The sequence below is a fragment of the Vreelandella titanicae genome (assembly GCF_014697095.1).
Taxonomy (GTDB): domain Bacteria; phylum Pseudomonadota; class Gammaproteobacteria; order Pseudomonadales; family Halomonadaceae; genus Vreelandella; species Vreelandella titanicae.
On record NZ_CP059082.1, the window covers coordinates 2,348,590 to 2,369,331 of the forward strand.

Annotated in this window: 16 protein-coding genes; 6 read left to right on the top strand and 10 right to left on the bottom strand. The window is 55.1% G+C overall.

The genetic code is table 11. The annotated features are described in order from the left end of the window. Positions 1 to 55: 55 nt before the first annotated feature. Positions 56 to 1,084: an alcohol dehydrogenase AdhP gene (adhP, locus tag HZS52_RS10790; RefSeq protein ID WP_170938469.1), complete on the top strand. Its 1,029-nt coding sequence runs from the start codon at positions 56 to 58 to the stop codon at positions 1,082 to 1,084. A gap of 83 nt (positions 1,085 to 1,167) precedes the next feature. Here the strand turns inward: adhP and dauA are convergent, their stop codons facing one another. The 3 genes from dauA to HZS52_RS10805 all read right to left on the bottom strand — a co-directional run bounded on the left by dauA (position 1,168) and on the right by HZS52_RS10805 (position 5,732). After that, positions 1,168 to 2,904 carry a C4-dicarboxylic acid transporter DauA gene (dauA, locus tag HZS52_RS10795; protein WP_190374727.1) on the bottom strand — a complete coding sequence of 579 codons (1,737 nt, stop codon included), beginning with the start codon at positions 2,902 to 2,904 and terminating at the stop codon, positions 1,168 to 1,170. Positions 2,905 to 3,055: 151 nt separating this feature from the next. Continuing rightward, positions 3,056 to 5,104 carry a choline BCCT transporter BetT gene (gene betT, locus HZS52_RS10800; RefSeq protein WP_088698939.1) on the bottom strand — a complete coding sequence of 683 codons (2,049 nt, stop codon included), beginning with the start codon at positions 5,102 to 5,104 and terminating at the stop codon, positions 3,056 to 3,058. 205 nt (positions 5,105 to 5,309) lie between these two features. Further along, complete coding sequence (locus HZS52_RS10805) at positions 5,310 to 5,732, bottom strand: hypothetical protein (protein ID WP_088698938.1); 423 nt, start codon at positions 5,730 to 5,732, stop codon at positions 5,310 to 5,312. A 149-nt stretch (positions 5,733 to 5,881) separates the two neighbouring features. Between HZS52_RS10805 and HZS52_RS10810 the strand changes: the two genes are divergently transcribed. Continuing rightward, positions 5,882 to 6,832: an alpha/beta hydrolase gene (locus HZS52_RS10810; RefSeq protein ID WP_190374728.1), complete on the top strand. Its 951-nt coding sequence runs from the start codon at positions 5,882 to 5,884 to the stop codon at positions 6,830 to 6,832. 13 nt (positions 6,833 to 6,845) lie between these two features. Here HZS52_RS10810 and HZS52_RS10815 read toward each other — a convergent pair whose 3' ends face one another. Next, positions 6,846 to 7,346: a hypothetical protein gene (locus tag HZS52_RS10815; RefSeq protein WP_223828114.1), complete on the bottom strand. Its 501-nt coding sequence runs from the start codon at positions 7,344 to 7,346 to the stop codon at positions 6,846 to 6,848. 367 nt (positions 7,347 to 7,713) lie between these two features. On the opposite strand from HZS52_RS10815, the gene HZS52_RS10820 reads away from it, so the two are divergent. The 4 genes from HZS52_RS10820 to HZS52_RS10835 all read left to right on the top strand — a co-directional run bounded on the left by HZS52_RS10820 (position 7,714) and on the right by HZS52_RS10835 (position 11,810). Continuing rightward, on the top strand, positions 7,714 to 8,727 hold the full coding sequence (locus HZS52_RS10820; RefSeq protein ID WP_088698935.1) for a Bug family tripartite tricarboxylate transporter substrate binding protein: 1,014 nt from the start codon (positions 7,714 to 7,716) through the stop codon (positions 8,725 to 8,727). 83 nt (positions 8,728 to 8,810) lie between these two features. Continuing rightward, positions 8,811 to 9,260, top strand: coding sequence for a tripartite tricarboxylate transporter TctB family protein (locus HZS52_RS10825; protein ID WP_088698934.1), 450 nt, complete (start codon positions 8,811 to 8,813; stop codon positions 9,258 to 9,260). Between the two features lie 9 nt (positions 9,261 to 9,269). Beyond that, the gene (locus HZS52_RS10830) at positions 9,270 to 10,778 is read left to right on the top strand and encodes a tripartite tricarboxylate transporter permease (RefSeq protein WP_088698933.1); all 1,509 of its coding nucleotides are present in this window, start codon (positions 9,270 to 9,272) and stop codon (positions 10,776 to 10,778) included. A 21-nt stretch (positions 10,779 to 10,799) separates the two neighbouring features. Then, a complete protein-coding gene (locus HZS52_RS10835) occupies positions 10,800 to 11,810 on the top strand; it encodes an AbrB family transcriptional regulator (RefSeq protein WP_022522306.1) in 1,011 nt (336 codons plus the stop codon). Here the strand turns inward: HZS52_RS10835 and HZS52_RS10840 are convergent. The 6 genes from HZS52_RS10840 to HZS52_RS10865 form a co-directional block, all read right to left on the bottom strand. Beyond that, positions 11,803 to 13,182: a sensor histidine kinase gene (locus HZS52_RS10840; protein WP_009287365.1), complete on the bottom strand. Its 1,380-nt coding sequence runs from the start codon at positions 13,180 to 13,182 to the stop codon at positions 11,803 to 11,805. The two genes, HZS52_RS10835 and HZS52_RS10840, sit on opposite strands and share 8 nt — an antisense overlap. Next, complete coding sequence (locus HZS52_RS10845; RefSeq protein ID WP_009287364.1) at positions 13,175 to 13,861, bottom strand: response regulator transcription factor; 687 nt, start codon at positions 13,859 to 13,861, stop codon at positions 13,175 to 13,177. Before HZS52_RS10845 ends, HZS52_RS10840 begins: the two co-directional genes overlap by 8 nt. Before the next feature lie 14 nt (positions 13,862 to 13,875). Next, positions 13,876 to 14,571: a response regulator gene (locus tag HZS52_RS10850; protein ID WP_190374729.1), complete on the bottom strand. Its 696-nt coding sequence runs from the start codon at positions 14,569 to 14,571 to the stop codon at positions 13,876 to 13,878. An 87-nt stretch (positions 14,572 to 14,658) separates the two neighbouring features. Further along, positions 14,659 to 16,065 (bottom strand): ATP-binding protein, encoded by a 1,407-nt coding sequence (locus HZS52_RS10855; protein WP_009287362.1) that lies wholly within the window; start codon positions 16,063 to 16,065, stop codon positions 14,659 to 14,661. Continuing rightward, on the bottom strand, positions 16,065 to 19,187 hold the full coding sequence (locus tag HZS52_RS10860; RefSeq protein ID WP_190374730.1) for an efflux RND transporter permease subunit: 3,123 nt from the start codon (positions 19,185 to 19,187) through the stop codon (positions 16,065 to 16,067). The genes HZS52_RS10855 and HZS52_RS10860 overlap by 1 nt, the downstream gene beginning before the upstream one ends. After that, positions 19,184 to 20,398 carry an efflux RND transporter periplasmic adaptor subunit gene (locus HZS52_RS10865; RefSeq protein ID WP_190374731.1) on the bottom strand — a complete coding sequence of 405 codons (1,215 nt, stop codon included), beginning with the start codon at positions 20,396 to 20,398 and terminating at the stop codon, positions 19,184 to 19,186. Before HZS52_RS10865 ends, HZS52_RS10860 begins: the two co-directional genes overlap by 4 nt. Between the last annotated feature and the right edge of the window lie 344 nt (positions 20,399 to 20,742).

Genomic DNA, 20,742 nt, shown 5'->3' on the forward strand with positions numbered 1-20,742 from the left:
TACCGATAAGAGCCGTTGTTCAATGGCCGTATCGTAAACTATTAGGAGTTGCATCATGGATAGCACAATGCGCGCGGCGGTCGTTCGTGAGTTTGGCCAGCCGTTGGTTATCGAAGAAGTTGACGTACCTCGCCCCAAGCAGGGCGAGGTGTTGATGAAAGTGGCAGCCTCTGGCGTTTGCCATACCGATTTACACGCTGCTCACGGCGATTGGCCGGTAAAACCCTCACCGCCGTTTATTCCCGGGCATGAAGGCGTTGGGCATATTGTGGCGGTGGGTGAAGGTGTCTCCCACGTCAAAGAGGGCGATCGTATCGGTGTGCCCTGGCTCTATTCAGCCTGCGGCTACTGCGAACACTGCTTAGGTGGCTGGGAAACCCTGTGCGAGTCTCAGCAGAATACCGGCTACAGCGTTAACGGTGGGTTTGCGGACTACACCTTAGCGGATGCAGGCTATGTCGGGCGATTGCCGGATGCCGTTGATTTTATTGAAATAGCCCCAGTGCTGTGTGCAGGGGTAACGGTTTATAAAGGCTTGAAGATGACCGATACCCGCCCTGGCCAGTGGGTGGTGATCTCGGGCATTGGTGGCCTGGGCCATATGGCGGTGCAGTACGCCAAAGCCATGGGGCTGAACGTAGCGGCTGTGGATATCGATGACGGTAAGCTAGCCCTGGCCGAGCGCTTAGGCGCCACGGTAACCGTCAATGCCATGAAGACCGACCCAGCGGCCTACCTGAAGAAAACCATTGGTGGCGCTCACGGTGCCTTGGTGACAGCGGTGTCGCCGAAGGCGTTTGATCAAGCGCAGAATATGTTACGCCGCGGCGGCACATTAGTGCTCAATGGCTTACCCCCCGGCGACTTCCCACTGCCGATCTTCAGCACGGTGCTCAACGGTATTACCATTCGTGGCTCCATCGTTGGTACCCGCAGCGACCTGCAGGAAGCGCTGGATTTTGCCGCCGAAGGCAAGGTGAAAGCCACGGTCGCAACCGATACGCTGGACAATATCAACGACGTTTTCCAGCGCATGATCGACGGCAAGATCGAAGGTCGCATCGTGTTGGATATGGCTAGCTAGATAATGCCTGGCTAGTGTTCCATCAGGGGAAGGCGACTTCCCCTTTTTTAATTTTACCCATGAACTTCACGCCAACCCACTTCCTATCTGCTACCACCTAACCAACGGCGTGCCATACGCTCGGCGTGGGCTAGGTTACTGACGACCGCTAATGTACCTACTTCGCGTTTAATGCCGGCACGCTTTATCTTCAGCGCCATGCGTGGCGGCAGCCCAACAAATATAACGCCAACGCCTTGCTCGCCAAGCTCCCGGCGCAGTGACTCCAGCGCCACCATGGCGGTGGTGTCCAGGCTGGGCACATCACGCATATCCAGAACGACCACCCGAACACCGTGATCTATCACCCGCAGCGTGGCAATGGCCTTTTCTGCCGCACCGAAAAACAGCGGGCCGGTGATTTTATAAAGTGTTACTTCTGGCGGGAAGTGTTCGCCGGTGTCGGGTGCAGCCAAGCGCCGGGTATGAGTGAGCTGTGCCATACGACGGATAAACAGTGCGGCAGCCAGGCCAATACCCACGGCCACGGCAATCACCATGTCGAAAATCACCGTTAGGGCAAAGCAGATCACCAGCACTGAGACATCGCTGGCGGGAGCGCTTTTTAGCGTATGCACAAAGTGACGCGCCTCGCTCATGTTCCAGGCGATGATAAACAGCAGGGCGGCGAGTGCAGCCATGGGGACAAACCCCAGCACCCCCGCCAGGGCCACCACCGCAAGTAGCACCACGACAGAGTGCACCACGGCAGCGACAGGTGAAAAGGCACCGCTTTTGATATTGGTCGCGGTGCGAGCAAGGGCTGCTGTTGCGGTAATGCCGCCAAAGAAGGGCACTACCAGGTTGCCCAGCCCCTGGCCAATTAGCTCGGCGTTAGGATCATGGCGAGTGCGGGTTAAACCATCTGCCACCACGGCGCATAGCAGCGACTCAATGGCCGCCAGCAGTGCAATGGCCAGCGCCGGGCCAAGCAGTGCTTGTATCAGCGCAAAGTTGATCTCAAGCGGGTTTCCATCAGCGCCGGGAAAATGCCAAGGGGCGGTAAAGCCAGGCGCGAAAGGGGGAATGCCGCTGCCGCTCTCACCTTCGAACTCCCAGCTAAAGCGTGAGGCGATGGTATCGACTTCAACGCCACTCATCAGCAGTAGTGCTGCAGCCAGTGTGCCCACCGCCAAACCCACCAGCGGGGCAGGAATTGGCGTATTCAAGCGGGGCCAGATCAGCAGCGCGGCCAAGGTCACAACCCCCACGCTGATTTCCGCCGGTGAAAGGCTGGGCAGTGCTCGGCCAATCAGCACTAGGTTATTCAGAGTGCTATCACCTAGCTCCACGCCAGCTAGGCCCAGAAAGTCAGGTAACTGCAGCAGTGCAATGACAACGCCGATACCTGCGGTAAAGCCAAGTATTACCGGGTAGGGGATGTACTGAATAAGACTGCCCAACCGCGAAAGCCCCAGCGCCACCAAAATAGCGCCAGCCATCAGTGTGGCAATCAGCAGCCCACCCAGACCGTGGCTGGCCACAATGGGAAACAGAATGACCACAAAGGCGGCGGTGGGGCCGGAGATGTTAAACCGTGAACCGCCGGTTAAGGCGATCACCGCGCCCGCCACGATAGCAGTGTAGAGCCCGTGTTGGGGCGGTACGCCAGTGGCGATTGCCAGCGCCATGGAAAGCGGTACCGCCACCACGCCAATCGTCAGCCCCGCCATCACATCGCGCTTTAATCTGGCCAGCGTATACCCTTCACGCCAAGCGCTGACCAGCGCGCTGCCAGGCAGCGGGAAAACGTAACCCGAAGATCGATGGGCGCGGGACATGAGACCAGTCTCCTAAGAACAGGGAAAACAAGCCATTACGCTACGCCTGCGGTGAAATTTGCACAACAAGGCGTTAGTCGTGGAGTCGTTCGCGCACAAAAATCCCGGCACGCAGGCCGGGATTGATCTGTGGGCTTAAACGCTTGCGCCGTTATATCTGCGAATCTTCCGGCGGCTCTCCGATGGTGCCGGGCATTGCCTGCACGTGGCCCATCTGCTCGCCGGCCAGGGTGAGGAAGTGAAGGTGGCGTTCATACTCGGCCACCAAATCACCAATTACTTGACCACGGGTGTAGCCGTTAAGGTCTTTATCCTGACCACCTTCGGCTAAGTACACATCCAGACGCACATAAAAATCATCATCCGCTGGGATAAAGCTCGGTGTGCGCATGCGGTGCGGGCAGACCTGGTAGACAAAACTGGTCGCTTCGCCGAAGTCGACCTGGAGCATCAGGTTCGGTAGCGATTCACCCTCAACGTGCTCTTCGGTCACATTGGTGGTTTGACCTCTGCTTTCGAGCTCTTGAGCAAACTGGGTCATCGCCGGGCGAATAGAGTGCTCAAGGGTGGCCGCTGCACCCGCACGCGTGGAGGTGTCCAGGGCGCGATCCAGGCGCTCTCGCCAGTCACCACCGGGGGCGCCACCAGCAATCATGCGGCGTGCATCGGCTTTTTTGCCTTCCAGTTTCAGCGCTTTATACATACCCACCATCACGGCGAAAATAACTAATGAGAAGGGCAGGGCGGTGATGACGACGGCGCTCTGAAGCGCGTTCAAGCCACCGGCCATTAGCAGGGCGATAGTGATCAAGCCGATCGTTGCAGACCAGAAAATACGCAGTTTAACCGGCGCATCATGGTTCACGTCGCTCAAAATAGAGGTGAAGTTGGCCAGAACCAGCGCGCCTGAGTCCGCTGAGGTAATGAAGAACACGATGCCTAGCACGGTGACCACTGCTGCGGTTAGGCCAACGTAAGGGTAGTACTCAAGCAGCGTATAGAGTGTGGTTTGCGGGGTGTTAAGGGCCTGCTCACCCAGCTCGGCCACGCCTTGGTTGGCGACCAACTCAATGCCGCTATTACCAAATACCGACATCCACACCATCATAAAGGCCAGCGGAATAAACAAGGCGCCGGCGACAAACTCACGAATGGTACGGCCACGAGAAATGCGCGCCAGGAACAGGCCGACGAACGGTGTCCAGGCAATCCACCAGCCCCAGAAGAAGATCGTCCACCACATCTTCCACTCTTGGGCGCCCTCATCGGCAAAGGCGTAGGTATCAAAGCTTGCACCGACAAAACCCGATAGATAGTCACCGGCGTTGTTAACCACTTTATCCAGTAGCACCAGGGTGTCGCCGGAAAAGAGCACAAACAGCATCAGCGCCAGTGCCAATAGCATGTTGAACTCGGAAAGTCGGCGAATGCCTTTCTCAACGCCAGTCACTACAGAAATCGTTGCCAACACAACAACCAGGACGATCAAGATCACCTGCACGGTGAGCGTTTCCGGCACGCCGAACATATAGGTGAGGCCGTAGTTAAGTTGCATCACCCCAATACCCAGGCTGGTAGCAATGCCGAACACGGTGGAGATGACGGCGGTAATGTCTACCGCGTTACCGATAGGGCCGTGAATGCGCTTGCCCAGGATGGGATAGAGCGCGCTACGGATTGCCAGCGGCAAGCGGTGACGGTAGCTGAAGTAGGCCAACGCCATACCCATCAACACGTACAGCCCCCAACCAGAGAGCCCCCAGTGCAGATAGGTTTGAACGACGGCATTCCGCATCGCTTCCTGGCTTTCCGGGGTCAAGTCCGGCGGTGCCAAATAGTGGGCCACTGGCTCGGCAACGCTGAAGAACAGCAGGTCGATACCGATACCCGCGGCAAACAGCATGGCCGACCAGGAGAGCAGCGAGAACTCGGGTCGTGAGTGATCGGGCCCCAGGCGAATACTGCCAAAGCGTGACATGCCAATCGCAATGACAAAGACCAGATACGCCACAATGGCGAGCATGTAGTACCAACCAAAGGTTTTGCTGACCCAGGCAAGCCCGGCATCAAAAAAAGCGCCGGCTTGCTCGGTGAACAGCATGGTGAGTACTAAAAAGATAACGATACCCGCCACACTGCCGTGGAAAACCACGGGATTGAGGCGGTCGCGGGAGGGGAGGATGGGGTTGTCTTTCGCCATGCAGGCGGACTCCTGTTGTTGAAAGATGAATTTTTATTTTGAATGAACGTTCAAATAAAATACGCGATTAACTCTCCCCCTTCAAGTTAACCTCCCCTATATGAGTTGAATTAGCGTGGAGTTAGTAGCGCGCTGATGAAAGTGCAGACACAAAAACGCCCGGAAAAACCGGGCGTTGGATCTTGGTTTAAGGCTTGTCCTGCGTTTATTCGCTATCGGCGCTATCGTCACTGTTACCATCGTGATGACCACGTTTACCGTGCTTGTCACGATACTCTTCATGGGCTTCCTGCATGGCGTTGCGCAGCGCTTCCTGCTCTTCTTCGGTGAGAATTTCAGCTACCCGCTCGTGGTGTTCTTCGCGCAGTGCCTGCATGGCTTCACGATGTTCGGCGTGTGCTTCGTTAAGCTCGGCCTGTTTCTCGGCTGAAATATCAGCGCGCTCGTACACCTCTTGGCGACGCTCCTCCATGCGCTCTTCCATACGTTCCCGATCAGGGCCTTGCCCATCATGGTCGCCGTGGCTATGCGCTTGAGCGTTAAACGCTAATGGAGCAATGGCGATAGCCAGCAGGGCGGGGGCAAACAGTTGGCGAATTGACATTTTCCTAGCACTTGTAACGTTCATAAGTTCTCTCCTGGTGAGTTGACAATGACAGTATCGCTAGGCGGGGTGCAAACCGTTTGCAGATAGTGTGCAACAATCATGATCTTATTGGCTTGTTGCAGGTCGTAGTGGGTAGGTGAGGGGTCACCTATTTATCCAGGAGAAGCATAATGTCGCGTACCAAGCTAATTCGCGAGTGGCAACAGCATGGAGCACTTACCACCCTACGCCGTGTTACCGGCCTGGGGGCAATTGCCTTATTGCTGAGTGGCTGTAGCGCTGCTCAACACGTTAGCCAAGGGGAGCCCGCTATTGAGCGTAGTGGGCTGCGTGAACCTCTGCCCTTCACCCGGTTGACCCCAAGAACCTATACCCCCGACGAGTGGCCCCAGGCACTAACAGCTGATGTTTACCTGCCCGATGAGCCCGGCGATGCATTGCGTCCTGCTGCCCTGGTGGTTCATGGCGGCGGCTGGCGCAACCGCACACCGGAAGATATGCAGGGCATCGCTGAACAGCTAGCGGGTCAGGGCTACGTAGCGGTGAATATTGAGTACCGTTTTGCGCCTGAATATCGCTTCCCTAGCCAATTACATGACTTGCAGCAGGCGATGGCCTGGATTCACGCCAATGCGGACGAGTGGCAAGTGGATACAAACCGCATTGTAGGCGTTGGATTCTCATCTGGCGCGCATCTAGTCAGTTTATTGGCGGTGGCGGGAGTAGAAGGGCCGCTGGCCGAACCCTACGGCGGCGAGCAGAGCCGTTTGGCTGCAGTATTGGCTGGGGGACTACCCAGTGATTTACTCAAATTTGATGATGGGCGCTTAGTCGTCGACTTTATCGGCGGTACCCGCGCGGAAGAAAACGAAGCGTATCGCCTAGCCTCTCCCGCACGGCAACTTACGCCTGACTCACCGCCGTTCTTCCTGTTCCACGGTCAGTGGGATCAACTGGTACCGGTGGATCACGCCACGGACTTTTATCAAGCTCTGAAGGAGAACAACATCGAGAGCGAGCTGTATCTGCAGCGCTGGCGCGGCCACTTCGCCAGCTTTCTATTCCGTGGCGGCGCCATTGATGCAGGCATTGCGTTTCTTAATCGGCAGGTCAATCCTTAACGGTTATACGTCATCAAGACATGGCCAATGACATCATTCCGACAACAGCGTCATCATCAACATCCATCTGAGAGACGAGTTTGCTTAGTTGGCTCATAGCCTCTTGAAGCGAATTATTGAGGCTACTGATTTCCTGTTGCAGGGCGTCGAGTTTTGCTTGGCGTTGTTCATCGTTTAGGGACTGGTCGCGCATGACATCTTCCAGTTCCTGCTGTTTCTCCTTTAATTCTTCTCTATATTCAACAATTCGCTTTAGTAGTTCTTTAATCTCCTGCGGGAGATTGCTTTCATCGATTTTGGTGTTCTTCGCTTCCTGTGTGTTACCAGCCTTTTCTGAAGCTGAGGCGATGCCTCTAGCCACGGGAGAAAGATCCAAGTGAATGCTGGTGTTGGAATCCGTCGTTGCGGCGTTAGAAGTGATCGGTGTAGTTGTTACCTTATCGACGTTTAACGGCTCACTACGTAAAGGATGTGCGTCTAAAGGGGCACTCCCGGTAGGTAAAGAGAGGGTCATGGCAATCTCTCGTTAGAGTTAAGGGCTATTTTAAGCAGGCGCAACAGCGACTACGCAGGCCTGCTTAGGGAAATAGGTTCTAAAGCAGGCTAATAGAGTTATCGACAGTCTGAGACCATACTTTAGCATACGCTAAGAAACACTCTGGTGACCTGGAAGTCAGTGAAATAGGGATAGCCATCATTGCTGCATTACCATTGATGCAGGCATCGCGTTTCTTAATCGGCAGGTAGTCAGCAGGGGTTAGACTTTAGTTGCGTTCTTACTTTATGCAAGGTTGGTGACAGTTTCGGGGAGTAGCGTCTTAAGCACGCAGGTTAAGATCTGTGTCGAAAACCAAGCAAACTTATAAAAAGAGAGCCACGCTATGCTTAACACTTCCAGTGCGTCCTTATCGTTTAATATCAAATCGATATTGGTAGGGGCAACGGCCGCCATTGCCTCTCTATCAATGGCGCTTCCTGCTGTAGCTGACGACTTTCCTTCTCGACCGCTCAACATGGTGGTAGGTTTTGGCACCGGCGGAAGTGCGGATCGTATGGCCCGCATGATGTCAGGGCCTATTTCCGAAGAGCTAGGTGTGCCGGTACAAGTAACTAATCGCCCCGGTGCGGGCACTCAGGTTGCTTCTAATTACGTTCTTAACGTGCCTGATGATGGTTATACCGTCTATGCCTCGACGTTTGCTCCTTACTTAACCAACTCGATCCTGACTGGTGATGCAGAGTTTAGTGTCGACGACTTTTCTTATATCAACTTCCAGTGGTTTGATTTGGATCTAATCGCTGCCAATAAAGACAGCGGTTATGAAGACCTGCCAAGCCTGCTTGAAGCGATCCGCGAAGAAGAGGGTCAAGTACGCGGCGCGGTGGTTCAAGGTTCTGCTGGTCACTTAATGGTGCGCTTGCTGCTTGATGAGGCAGGCATTCCCCAAGATAACCTCAACTTGGTGACCTATAACAGCGGCGGTGAAGCCCGTTCAGCGGTAGCGGGTGGGCAGGTGGATTTCGTCTCTATTAGTGCCCAGGGCAGTGAGGGAATCCGTGAGTTCTTAACCCCGTTGGCGATCGTCAATGATGAGCGCATTGAACAGTGGGATGCACTCCCGATCAATGAAGCGCTGGCGCCGATGAATCTTGAGGTGCCCGTTCTTCAGGGCTCAATGCGCGGCTTTGCAGTGACCAGTGAAATGGAGCGTCAGCATCCTGAGCGTTTCGAGAAGATCTCCTCGGCTATTCAAAGTGCGCTTGCCCGCAAAGATGTTCAAGAGCAGCTTGAGCGCAACGAAATGGGCGGTGTTTGGGTAGGCCCAGAGCGCTCCAACGAGCTGATGCGCGAAAACTATCAGGTGTTTGAAAAGTACGCTCACCTACTTAACTAATTTTCACGACCAGATTTTCCGAACTAATCCTTCCATCATAGCTGGCCCTTCACATTAATGAGGGGCCAGTATGGGGTTTTACCATGTCTGAATGTAAACGTGACTATGGGGACTTTATCGTTCTCATGGGTTTGGCTGGCTTTACACTATGGTATTTATTAGACGCCATTAGTGTATCCGCCACACCGCAAAACCTGCTACTTATATTGCCACTTGCCGTTATCGTGTTAGCGATTATTGCACTTGAATTGATCCTGCGTATTAAACACGGCTCGCTGTTTCGCTCCTCTGAAGAAGAACCGCTGCATAAAACATTACCTGTTGTGGGTCTCTTCGCCGTCTATGTGCTGTCGCTTGAAGCGATAGGCTTTGATATTGCCACCGTAGCGTTTCTGGCGCTTTTCCTGATCCTTAAAGGGGAGCGCAATTGGCTGCTGGTAGGTGGCTATAGCATCGCTTTTGGGCTGAGTGTCGCGTTCTTTTTCTCACAGATGCTGCCGTACCCGATGACACTGCTGCTGCTTCCAAGCTGAGGAGATACCATGATTGATTTTGGCGCAGTAGGGCAGAGTTTGGATCTGCTTTTTTCTAATTTTGGCCCTTGGTTGGTGGTAGTGCCGGGTATCGTACTGGGGCTTATTTTTGGCGCAACGCCAGGCCTGCAGATATCAATGGCGATGGCCATTTTCCTGCCGATGACCATGTACATGGACTTTATTCAAGCCATGCTGTTTCTTACCGCTATTTTTACGGGTGGCTCATTTGGTGCTGGTATCCCTGCCATTCTGATGAATATACCGGGTACCTCTTCGGCCATCGCTACCGCGTTTGATGGTTACCCAATGGCGCGGAAGGGGCAGCATAACCAGGCGTTAGGTGTCGCGTTAGCCTCCTCGGTGATTGGCGCGCTGATGGGCTACGTGGTGCTGTTCTTTATGATACAGCCGCTTTCTTACATGGTGCTGAGATTGGGGCCAGCAGAGATGTTTGTAGTGATTCTCTGGGGCATGACGCTGATTGCGAGTTTAAAAGGTGAACAGGTTCTCAAAGGGTTAGTGGCCGGGTTTGTCGGGCTTTTAGTCGGCACGATTGGGTTTAGCGAAATCGGCTTGGCACGCGGTACGATGGGGCAGACTTACCTGTTGGACGGTGTCCCCGTCATTCCTGCCATGATGGGTATGTTTGCCGCTTCAGAGCTATTTAAGCTAGCTAATAAAGGCTTCATCGTTGAATCTGCCGATGCCCGCAAGGTCAAGGTGAGTGAGATCTTCGAAGGTTGCAGAATGGCGATGCGCTACCCTGTTGTGATGATTCGGGGTGGTTTGATCGGGGTGTTGGTCGGGGCGGTTCCTGGTGTGGGCTCCTCCGTGTCTAACCTGCTCTCTTACATAGAAACCAAGCGCCGTGATCGGGATCCCGATTCATTTGGGAAGGGCAACCCGAAAGGGGTCGTGGCCTCTGAGGCGGCTAACAGCAGCTCCGAAGGGGGCTCGATGGCAACACTGCTGGCGCTAGGGATTCCCGGCGGTGGCGCTACAGCGGTAATGTTAGCGGCGTTTGCTATGCATAATATCACTGGCGGCCCGCAGTTTATTCGCCAACAAACCGATGTGGTTTACGCGATTATCTTCGCTAACTTTGCCCAGGTGTTTCTACTGGTGATCATCGGTTTACTGTTTATTCCTCTCTTGGCCAATATCGTCAAAGTGCCCATGCGCTACTTGATTCCTTCTGTGTTGGTGCTGGCGATAATGGGATCCTTCGGGCTAACCGGCAATATGACTGGGCCCGCTACGGTGCTGGTGTTTGCGGTGATCGGTTGGATATTTCGCCACTATGGCTACTCCGTACCCGCTGCCGTGATCGGCATGCTACTGGGCTCGCTGGCTGAAAAATCGCTACTTCACTCCTACCAAATCAGTGGTGGCGACATCACGTACGTTTTTGAGCGCCCAGTAACGCTGGCTATTTTTGCCTTACTGCTTATCTCACTATTTAGCCAGCCACTAATGAAGCGCCTTAAAGCGCGTCAAGAGGCTGCTCAACTATGATTCCTGAATTCAGAATTTGAAATGTTGAAAAAAACTGTCATTACCGTTGGCTTGGGTTTTGTGGGTGGCTGGTTTGCCACCCTTTTTTCATTGCCCTTGGCTTGGATGCTTGGTTCTCTGTTTATGGTGATGGGCTTATCACTGGTGGGGGTGAAAACAGGTGTCGATAAGCGCGTACACCGCACCGCCATCGCACTGCTAGGGCTATTTATCGGGAGTCGAATCCAAGCAGATGAGCTCGTAGGATTGGTTTTGTGGTACCCCAGTGTGCTGGCAATGCTGGTTTATATGGGACTAATGCTGATCGGCGGGTTCTGGATTTTTAACCGAGCAAGAGTAGGGCGGATGAATGCTATTTTTTGCTCGTACCCAGGGAGTATGAATTCAGCGCTGGTGCTGGCTGAACGTGCAAATGGAGATTTACGTTGGATCGCCATCTCTCACTCACTACGCTTAGTCACCGTGGTCTCGGGTGCGGCTTTCGTGGCGAGTTTTTTTGTTGATGATGTAGCGCTTGCCAGTTCACCATCAGCGCTAGCCTTAGTCGATATTTTGCCTCTGTTATTGGCACCACTGTGTTGGTGGTTAGCGCGCTTATTAAGAATTCCTCTGCCTGAGTTTTTAGGGCCCATGGCCGCAGGGGCCATTATTGCTAATCTTGGATTTGATTACTCCCTGCCGACCGGGGTAGTGCTTGCAGCCTTTCTGGTGCTGGGGGCTTCTGTAGGCTCGCGTTTTTCAGGGACTCAGTGGTCGCAGGTAGTCAGCATGGGGCGCTATGGGATTACTTTTGCCCTATTTGCGTTGGTGTTAGCGGCGCTCATGGCGTGGTTGGTTTCAAGTTTTACCCAACTAGCCTTCGTTGCTGTCCTGCTTGCGTTAATTCCTGGTGGAGTAGGAGAAATGGCGGTGATCGCCATGGTGATGGGTATCGACCCAGTCTATGTTGTTTCTCACCACATACTGCGCCTACTGCTATTGATCTTTATGACCCCGCTAATGCTGCGAATAGTCAATCAGCCGCTTAAATAGCGGGGAAAGTCACCGTGACCTCAAAGCCGCCCTGGGGTCGATTCGTTAACGCCAGTCGGGCAGAGTGCGTCGTTGCAATTTGTTCCACAATGGCCAGCCCTAATCCGCTTCCAGGCGTATGTTTGTTGTGGCGGAAAAAGCGCTCCGTCAATTTGGAAAGCTGCGCTTCCTCCACGCCGGTACCCTCATCGCTAACCGTTAACGTTACTTGGCGCGTGTCAGCCGTTAGTGCAACGGTTATAACGCCTCTATAGGCCATGCTGCCACCCGCATGCACGCTGGCATTTTCGATGAGATTGGTCACCAACCAGCGCAGCATAATGGGGTCGCCCAAAATGTTAGGTATTGCTTTATGTTGATCAAAGGCGAGTTCTTGGCTTTGTTTATAAATATTAGGGGCAGTCTGGGCACAGGCATCATGGCAAATGGCGATTAAATCGACACTTTCGAGATGAGACGTATCGACTAATTCGCTGCGTGTCTTGGCGTATTTAAGCAGTTGCTTAACGGTATGACTGGCATGTTCAGCGATGCGTTGAATCTCTCGCAGGCTAGTATGAGCGGGTGATTGCGAGGGGTCTTTAAGCGACATTTCCGTTAAAGCGCGAATCTCTGAGACCGGTGTTCTAAGCTGATGCGAGACATCAGCATTGAGCTGCTGAGTGCTTTCAATACTGCGCCGCATACGCTGCATTAAATGATTAATACTCTGGATTAGCGGCAGGATCTCTTTTGGGGCTGCATCATCCAATGCATGCAAGTCATTCGGTGAACGTTGTCGCAAGGCTTGGCTAACCGCGTTAAGAGGTGCTAACCCAAGGTGAATGGCTAAAAGTGCAATTGAAATTGCTAGTAATCCTGTAACGACCATTAATCCTGTGAGCGTTATCATGAAGTCGTTGGTAAGGGTGTGGCGGGCTTCCTTTGATTCGGCGACGACGACTTCAATGTCTACCGGTTCGCCTCCGCGCCGGAACGGAAGGGTGAGCGCAACAGCTCTTAAAGCATTGCCCGCATAATCTACATCATAAAAAATTGGCTCATGCGACGTTTGGGGTGGATCTGTCAAACCGCTAAAGCCTGCGATTATGTCTCCGTCATTTTCTTTAATTCGATAGAAAATTTTTCCTTCACCTCTGCTGCCAAGTGTACTGATGCTGAAATAGTGCATATTGATGCGTAGCTCACCATCCGCTGTGTAAATTCGACGCTCCAGCCGCTGAGCTGCATTAAGTAGCAGGTCATCAAAGGTGGCATTAATTTGGCGAGACAGCAGCAGGTGACTAGAGATCAATGCCAAGATCGCGAGGGCGGTGAAAGGCAGTCCAATCCATAAAAGCAGCCGACTGCGGATCGATTGGCGTTTATTCATAATCAGGGGCTTTCACTTCTTTAGATTCCAGGTAATAGCCCAGGCCGCGTACCGTTTTTAAGCCGAAATCGTAGCCAATTTTTTTACGAATCCGGGAGATGTAAGTTTCCACTGCGGCGTAGCTGACCGACTCATCGGAGGTAGATAGTCGGTCGATAATTTGATCCTTATTAACGAGGCGATTTTGGTTTATCAGCAGGTACTCCATGACTTCTAACTCGCGGCGATGCAACAGCAAGGGTTTGCCATCAAGCCGAAGCTCCATGGCATCAGGTAAAAACTCTAAGCGCCCACACTGCAGCGTTTCTCCGCCAAAGTGCTTGGCACGCCGCACTAACGCACGGGCACGTGCAGTAACTTCTTCCAACGAAAAAGGCTTGCATAGATAGTCGTCTGCGCCCACTTCAAGACCATGTATGCGCTGATCCAGGCTGTCGCGTGCCGAAATAATCAAGACAGGGATCGTATCCTGCTGGTGGCGTAATGTGCGTAGTAGGGAGATGCCATCCAATTCAGGCAGGCCAAGATCCAACACCAACAGGTCGTATCCGCCCTGTTCAAGCATATGGAGTGCTTTTCTGCCATCGTCGGCGACATCAATGCTAAAGGCAGCCTCGCTAAGTGTGGCTGCAATAGAGTTGGCTAAATTAACGTTGTCTTCTACTACAAGCGCCTTCATAAGCAGTCCTGTTGTTATCCCTCCGGCTGGTACTTATACCCTACGCCATAGACAGAACGGATGATCTCCAGCTCCGGAAGCGCTTCGTGGATCTTCTTGCGCAGCTTTTTGATGTGGCTGTCTACGGTGCGCTCCGAGACGATGCGGTTGTCGCGATACATGTGATCCATCAGCTGTTCGCGGCTGAAGATACGTCCTGGCGCCTGCATCATCACCCGCAGCAGTTGAAACTCCACCGCCGTTAGGCCTAAATCCTGCCCGTGGGCGAGCGCCTGCCAGCCATCTTCGTTTAATACCACCGCTGCGTTTTGCACCTCGGCTGGGGCATCGGCCGCCGCTTGGCTACGGCGTAGTACCGCTTTGACCCGTGCGACGACTTCCCGGGGGCTGAATGGCTTGCAGATGTAGTCATCGGCACCCAGCTCTAGCCCCAGCAAGCGATCCACCTCTTCTACCTTGGCGGTGACCATAATGATCGCAATGGTCGGCCACTTTTGACGAATTTCCCGGCTTAGGGTGAGGCCATCTTTGCCTGGTAGCATGATATCGAGCAGCACCAAAGCGGGGGAGTGTTGCTCCAGCCACGGCATTACCTCATCGCCATGGCCTAAGGTCGTCACCTCAAAACCATGAGTGGTTAAGTAGTCCGTCATTAGGCGGGCAATCTTCGGTTCATCCTCAACAATCAGTAAAGAGGCAGCATCAGACATAGCGGTAGACTCGCTTAACAGTGAACGTAAAAGCAGGGCGTAACGGTTCTTGTACTATCAGTTTTGGTGACACTAATCCCGGAAATATTAATCAGCAGCCAACAGCGGAAAACGTAGCGTCCAGCGTAGCCCACCTAGCGTTGAGCTAGAGGGCGTCAGCGTTGCGCCGTGGGCATTAACCAGGGCGCTGGCAATTGAGAGTCCTAAACCGCTGCCGCCACTGGCACGGCTGCGCGAGCCTTCAACGCGATAGAGCCGCTCGGTCAAGCGGGCTAATTCACCTTCCGGCACGCCTGGCGTACTGTCTTCCCAGATGACTACGGCCATTCCCTGCTGAGCGGTAAGCGTGACGCGTAGCTCTCCCGGCGGCTGGGTATAAGCGCAGCTGTTATCCAACAGGTTGTTCCACAGCTGGCGCAGGCGTTGGGCATCGCCACGAATCATAATGCCAGGCTCGATCTGTTCGGTCAGCGTTAAACCGCTTTCGACTAACCAGCGGTCGGCGTCGGACAGGCGGCTGGCAAGGCAGTCGCTAAGATCCATCGGCGCCAGCTGAATATCCAGCGCGCCAGCATCGCTTTGCGATAGCAAGCGTAAATCCGCCACTAAACGCTCTAGCTGCCCCACTTCCTGGGCGAGGGAGCTAAGGTTCTCCTGATTCAATGGACGAATCCCATCCTGCATGGCTTCGATTTCGCCGCGCAGCACCGCCAGCGGCGTGCGCAGCTCGTGGGCGGTATCAGAAACCCAGCGGGCGCGGGCATCGCGGCTGGCCTCCAGCGTTGCCGCCAATACGTTGAAGTCGCGTGCCAGGCGCGATAGCTCATCGCGACCGCGTTCAGGCAGTCGAGTGCGATAGTCGCCCTCGGTAAGCCGCAGCGTGGCGCCCGCCAGTGCCCGAGTGCGTCGCCCCAGCCACCAGGAGAGCCCGCCTGCCAGTAGCAGTGAGGCAACGCAGAGTGATATCACGATAAGCACCAAGTTACGCTGTTGGCGCTCAAGGAAGCGGCTCTCCATACGCTCCATCATTTCTCGGGGGGGCCGAAAACCCAACGAGCCGATATCGGTATCGCCGCTGCGAAGGGTTAGCCAATGCCAACTGCCCGAACCTTCGCGCCCGCTCCTGGGGAGCACCACAAAACGGCCATCCGCTGCGCGCAGGGTGAAGTCCCGCGCCTCACCGAGTGGCGAAGGGCGGTCACTATGCTCCTGACCCAGTTCAAAGCGGACAATATACGGCCAGCGTTCCGGTGACTGCTCCAGCCATCCCCAGCTCTGCTGGGTTTCCCAGCGAGTCACGAGGCCGTCAGCCAGCAGTGTGGCACGGCGTTCCTGGGCCTGGTTGAGGTAGTCGAGAAAGCCGCGGTCAATACTGTACGAGACAGCAAGAAACATACTCGCTGAGATCGCTACATTGACGCTGAGAATAATCACGAACAGCTTGAGCCCCAGCCGAGAGGGGCGCCATTGACGTATGGCTGTGAGCAAGGCCATCAGTGGGCTCCTTCTTCTTGGCTAGGGTTTTTATCTAGTGTCGGTTGGCGTGGCGCGCTGAGCCGCTCGCGAACATTCTCCATGCCTAAATAGAGGCAGGGCACCAGGATCAGCAGTATCACTGTGGCGAAAAGCATACCGAAGCCGAGCGAGATCGCCATGGGGATCATAAAGCGCGCTTGTCTGGACGTTTCCAAGATCATCGGTGCCAGACCTAGAAAGGTCGTCAGCGTGGTCATCATTATCGGGCGTAAGCGGCGGGTGGCTGCTGCCACAATGGCTTCCCGGGCGGCCATGCCCTCACGGCGTTTGCGGTTGGCGTAATCAATCAGCACCAAGGCGTCGTTAATGACCACGCCTGAGAGCGCCAGCATACCCAGCAGGCTAATGATGGATAGCCCGAAGCCCATGATCATATGTCCAGCGACGGCACCAACAATGCCAAAGGGGATCGCGGCCAGCACCAGCAGTGGTTGTAGGTAGCTTCTAAAAGGGATCGCCAGCAGTGCATAGAGCGCGGCAATCATTAACCACATGGAAGTTCTTAGCGTGGCTAAATTGTCGGCGGTATCCTGCTGACGGCCACCCATGCTGACTTCCAACCCCGGCCAGGTCGCTTCCAGACTGGGAAACTCCTCTTCCTGGAGCGTGGCGAGCACTTGATTGATGGCCACATCGTTTTCCGAGTCAGCGGTAACGGTAATAATCCGCCGCCCGTTAATGCGTTCAAGGCTGCTAGAGGCTTGGCTGATGGTAATGTCGGCCACTCGCGATAGCGGTACACTCAGCCCATCAGGTGTGCGCACCGGCATGCGGTAGAGCTCATTCAAACTGTCGCGGGTGTCGGTGGGTAAACGTACCTCAACGCTGATTTCGCTGCGCCCCACGTACTGTTCAAGCGCGGTGGCGCCCTGGAGTGGCCCGCGCAGGGCTTGGGCTAGATTATTACCCGTGAGCCCCAAGGCGCGGCCTTCGGCAGAAAGACGCATTTCTAACTGCGGTTTACCGTCACCAAGGCCGCTGTCGATATCTGTGAGGCCATAGCCGCCCAGCGTTTCCGCTAAGCGTTCGGCGGCGGCTTCCAGCACCTGAGTATCCGGGTGCGAAAGACGTAGGCTGAGTGCCGCGCCGCTACCGGGCCCGCCGACATCGGCTTCAAAACGAACCGACTGGGCGCCGAGTAAATCGCCGGTGAGATCACGCCACTCCCGGGCGATACGCGAGGGTGGCCACGCTTCCAGGCTCTCGCTGGCAATATCCAAACGCACTTCCAAACTTTCGCCATCTAAGCGGCTGCGTGAGCTGCTGAAGCTAAGTGTCTCTTCGCGCTCGCTGAGGGCATCGGCGGCGTCGAGCAACTGTTGGCTAAGCTCGCGGCTAACGTTGATATTGCTACCAATGGGCAGGGTGACCGTGGCCTGCACCTGATCCGATTCGACCCGTGGCATCAGGGAAAAGCCCAAACGCCCACTCATCGCCCAGGAGAGCGCGATCAACAGAATCGCGATGCCCAGCGAAACACTGAGCAGGCGCTGATTGAGGGCGCGTTGCAGGAACGGTTCGAACTGGTGATAAGTAAAGTGGTGCAGGCCCCCCTGAAGGCGCTGGCGCAGTGCTTCAAGGGGACGCTGCCACGCCGGGGTTTGGCGCGGTTTGCGACTATGCGCCAGGTGAGCGGGTAGAATCACCAAGGCTTCCAGCCAGGAAATCAAGAATACCGTCACCACCACTACCGGCACGGTGGCAAAAATTAGCCCCAAAAAGCCGGGTAAAAATAGCAGCGGCAGGAAGGCGACGATATTGGACAGAATCGCAAAGGTTAGCGGCGTGGCAATTTCGCTGGCACCTTTGACCGCCGCATCGCGCAGTGAGTAACCCTCTTCCCGGTAGCTGTAGATATTCTCACCAACGATAATGGCGTCATCTACCACGATCCCCAGGGCGATAATAAAGGCGAACATCGACATCATATTGAGCGAGACGCCGATCCAGGGCAGAAACAGCATGGCACCCAGGAACGCCGTTGGAATGCCCAGGGTGACCCAGAACGCCAACCGCGCTTCCAAAAATAGCGCCATGAGTACCAATACCAGCGCTAGCCCCATCCAGGCGTTTTTTAACAGCAGGCTAAGACGATCTTCGTAAACTTCTGAGCTGTCGCGGGAAATATCCAGGCTGACGCCTTCTGGCATACCTGCGCGTAGGCGCTCAAGCTCACCGTTGACCGCTTCCGAAATACTGGTCGGGGTTTGATCACCAATCTGGTAAACATCCACAGAGAGACCGGGCTGGCCGTTATAAAACTCCTCTCGGTCGGTTTCGGCAAAGCCATCGCTGACTCTGGCGATCTCTCCCAGGGTAATCGGCGCCCCCTGGGTGCTGGTCAGAATCGGCAGCTCGGCAAAGGCCTCGGCGCTGTTACGCCGCCCCTGATAGCGAATCAGCCACTCACCTTCTTCCGTTGTGAGCTGGCCACTAGCAAGATCAAGGGCTTCTTCGGCAATGCGGTTGGCAAGTTCCTGGTGATCAAGGCCATAGCGCTCGATGGCCTCTTCGTCCAAGTGGACTTGAATCTCTCGCTCGCGGTTGCCGGATAGCTCCGCACGGGAGATGCCGGGAGTGGCTTGCAGTTCACCGCGCACGTCTTCGGCCGCGTTGTGCAGTGCTTCCAGACCGACTTGGCCGTAAACCTGTAGGCTCAACACGCTGCGGGAGCGCCCCGCGAGGGTAAAGTGCGGTGGATCGGCAGCGCTGGGGAGAGTTGTGATGGCGTTCACCGCCTGCTGGATATCCTGATAGGCGCGCATCACATCCACACCATCAATCAGCGTTGCGTTGACGCTGGCACTGCCTTCGCTGGCCGTCGCGGTCAGCTCGTCGATGCCCTCTACATCGGCAATCGCGGCTTCCACCGGTAGCAGCAGGCTCTGTTCCACATCCTCCGGCGTGGCGCCAGGGTAGCTGATAGTGACTTGCACGACTTCGATGTCGAATTCAGGGAACACTTCCTTCTTAATCGCTAGCGACGCCATTAGGCCGCCGACGATAAACAGCACCATCAATAAGTTGGGGGCTACCCCGTGATCTACCATCCAAGCCAATGGGCCGCGTGGTACCTTCATGATTCATCTCCCGGTCCATCTCCTGCTTGAGCCGGGGTGTCGTTGGGGTGACGAATGCGCACTAGCTGGCCTTCTCTGGGCTGGGCCAAGCCCGCAGTGACGACCTGCTGGCCGGTTTCCAAGCCGCCACGAATCAAAGCATCATCTTCCCCGCGATAAGCCAGGGTGACCGGCGTTCGGCGTAAACGATTCTCTTCATCTACCCGCCACGCTACGTCACCCGGGCGGAGAGCCGCAGAAGGTAGTGAAATAAGCTGCTCCTGAATAGCCGGTTGAAAAGAGGCGCGCAGGACATCGCCCAGGCGCAGGGCAGGGCCGTCGGTCTCTAGGGCGAGTGGGTCGTTAACCGCAATCAACAGCTGCGCCTGCAGGCCATTCTCTTCAAGGCTGGGTAGCATTGAGACCAGGAGTCCTTCGCGTGTGGCGCCTTCGGGCCAGCCGCGGCTGGTTAACGTAACGCTGCTACCCGCTTCCAGCCACTCCGTCCACTCGCTGGGAAGCGAGGCGCGCACCCAAAACTGCTCAACGCCCACCAAGTGGACTACTTCTGTACCCTGACTGAGCAGGCTGCCGGCGCCGACCAGGCGCTCTTGCACCATGGCCCGCCAGGGAGCAGTGAGAGTGGCGCGTTCCACATTCAGCGCCGCTTGGTCGCGGGCCACCCGTGCTTGGGTGACTTGGGCCTGTGCTTGGCGCAGCTGCGGTTCACGTAGTACCAGTGACCGCCGCTCTGCTGAGAGCTGACGACCAAAAGATTCGTACTCGCTGCGGGCGCGTTGCTGCTCCGCCTGCTCTAGCGCCAGCTGCGCTTGAGCATTGGACAACTGCGCCTCAGCATCTTCAAGGCTCAGGGCCAAGTCGGCTTGGTCTATATAGGCTACAGGGGCCTGCTGCTCGACCACCTGACCGGGCACAACGTTATCAGCAAAACGCTCCAATTGGCCCGCTACTCGGCTGGCCAGCATCGTCTCCTGCTCTGCTTCAACACGCCCAAAAGCGTACAGGTTGGGTGCCTGGGAACTGGCATTCACCGTGACAACGTCTACCACACTAGGCAGAGGCTCTGGCGGTGGGGTACGCTCTATACGCGGTGGTTGAGTAATGATCCACCAAGCAAGGGCCAATGTGGTAATAAGAATCAATAATGCGACCACAGCACCCAAACGAATGCGGCCATGTTGATTCGTAGCGTAATAGCGAGAAAGAGTCATTACCGCGCGTCATCCATTGGGAGCGAAAATTCCAGAAAAATAAGCGTATGATGCTAGGGTTTGTACGAAAAGTCGCCGAGCGAAGGCTAGATAAGGCAAAAATCAACGAAAAAAGGATCGGATTCGCGTGCGAATTTACGGGTGTAAATGAACATTTTGATCGGACTCGCGCACGAGTTGATTTTTAACGCCGTATTGGCGAGCGCAGGCAGTTTTCGTACAAAGCCCAGCATCGCGCATTGTTAAGCAGCCATTAGTCAAAAAATGTGCAAATAACATGCAACTGCCACTTAACCAGGCTTTCTTACAGCTAGATTTTCTTACAATTGGGTTCTCTTACAAAT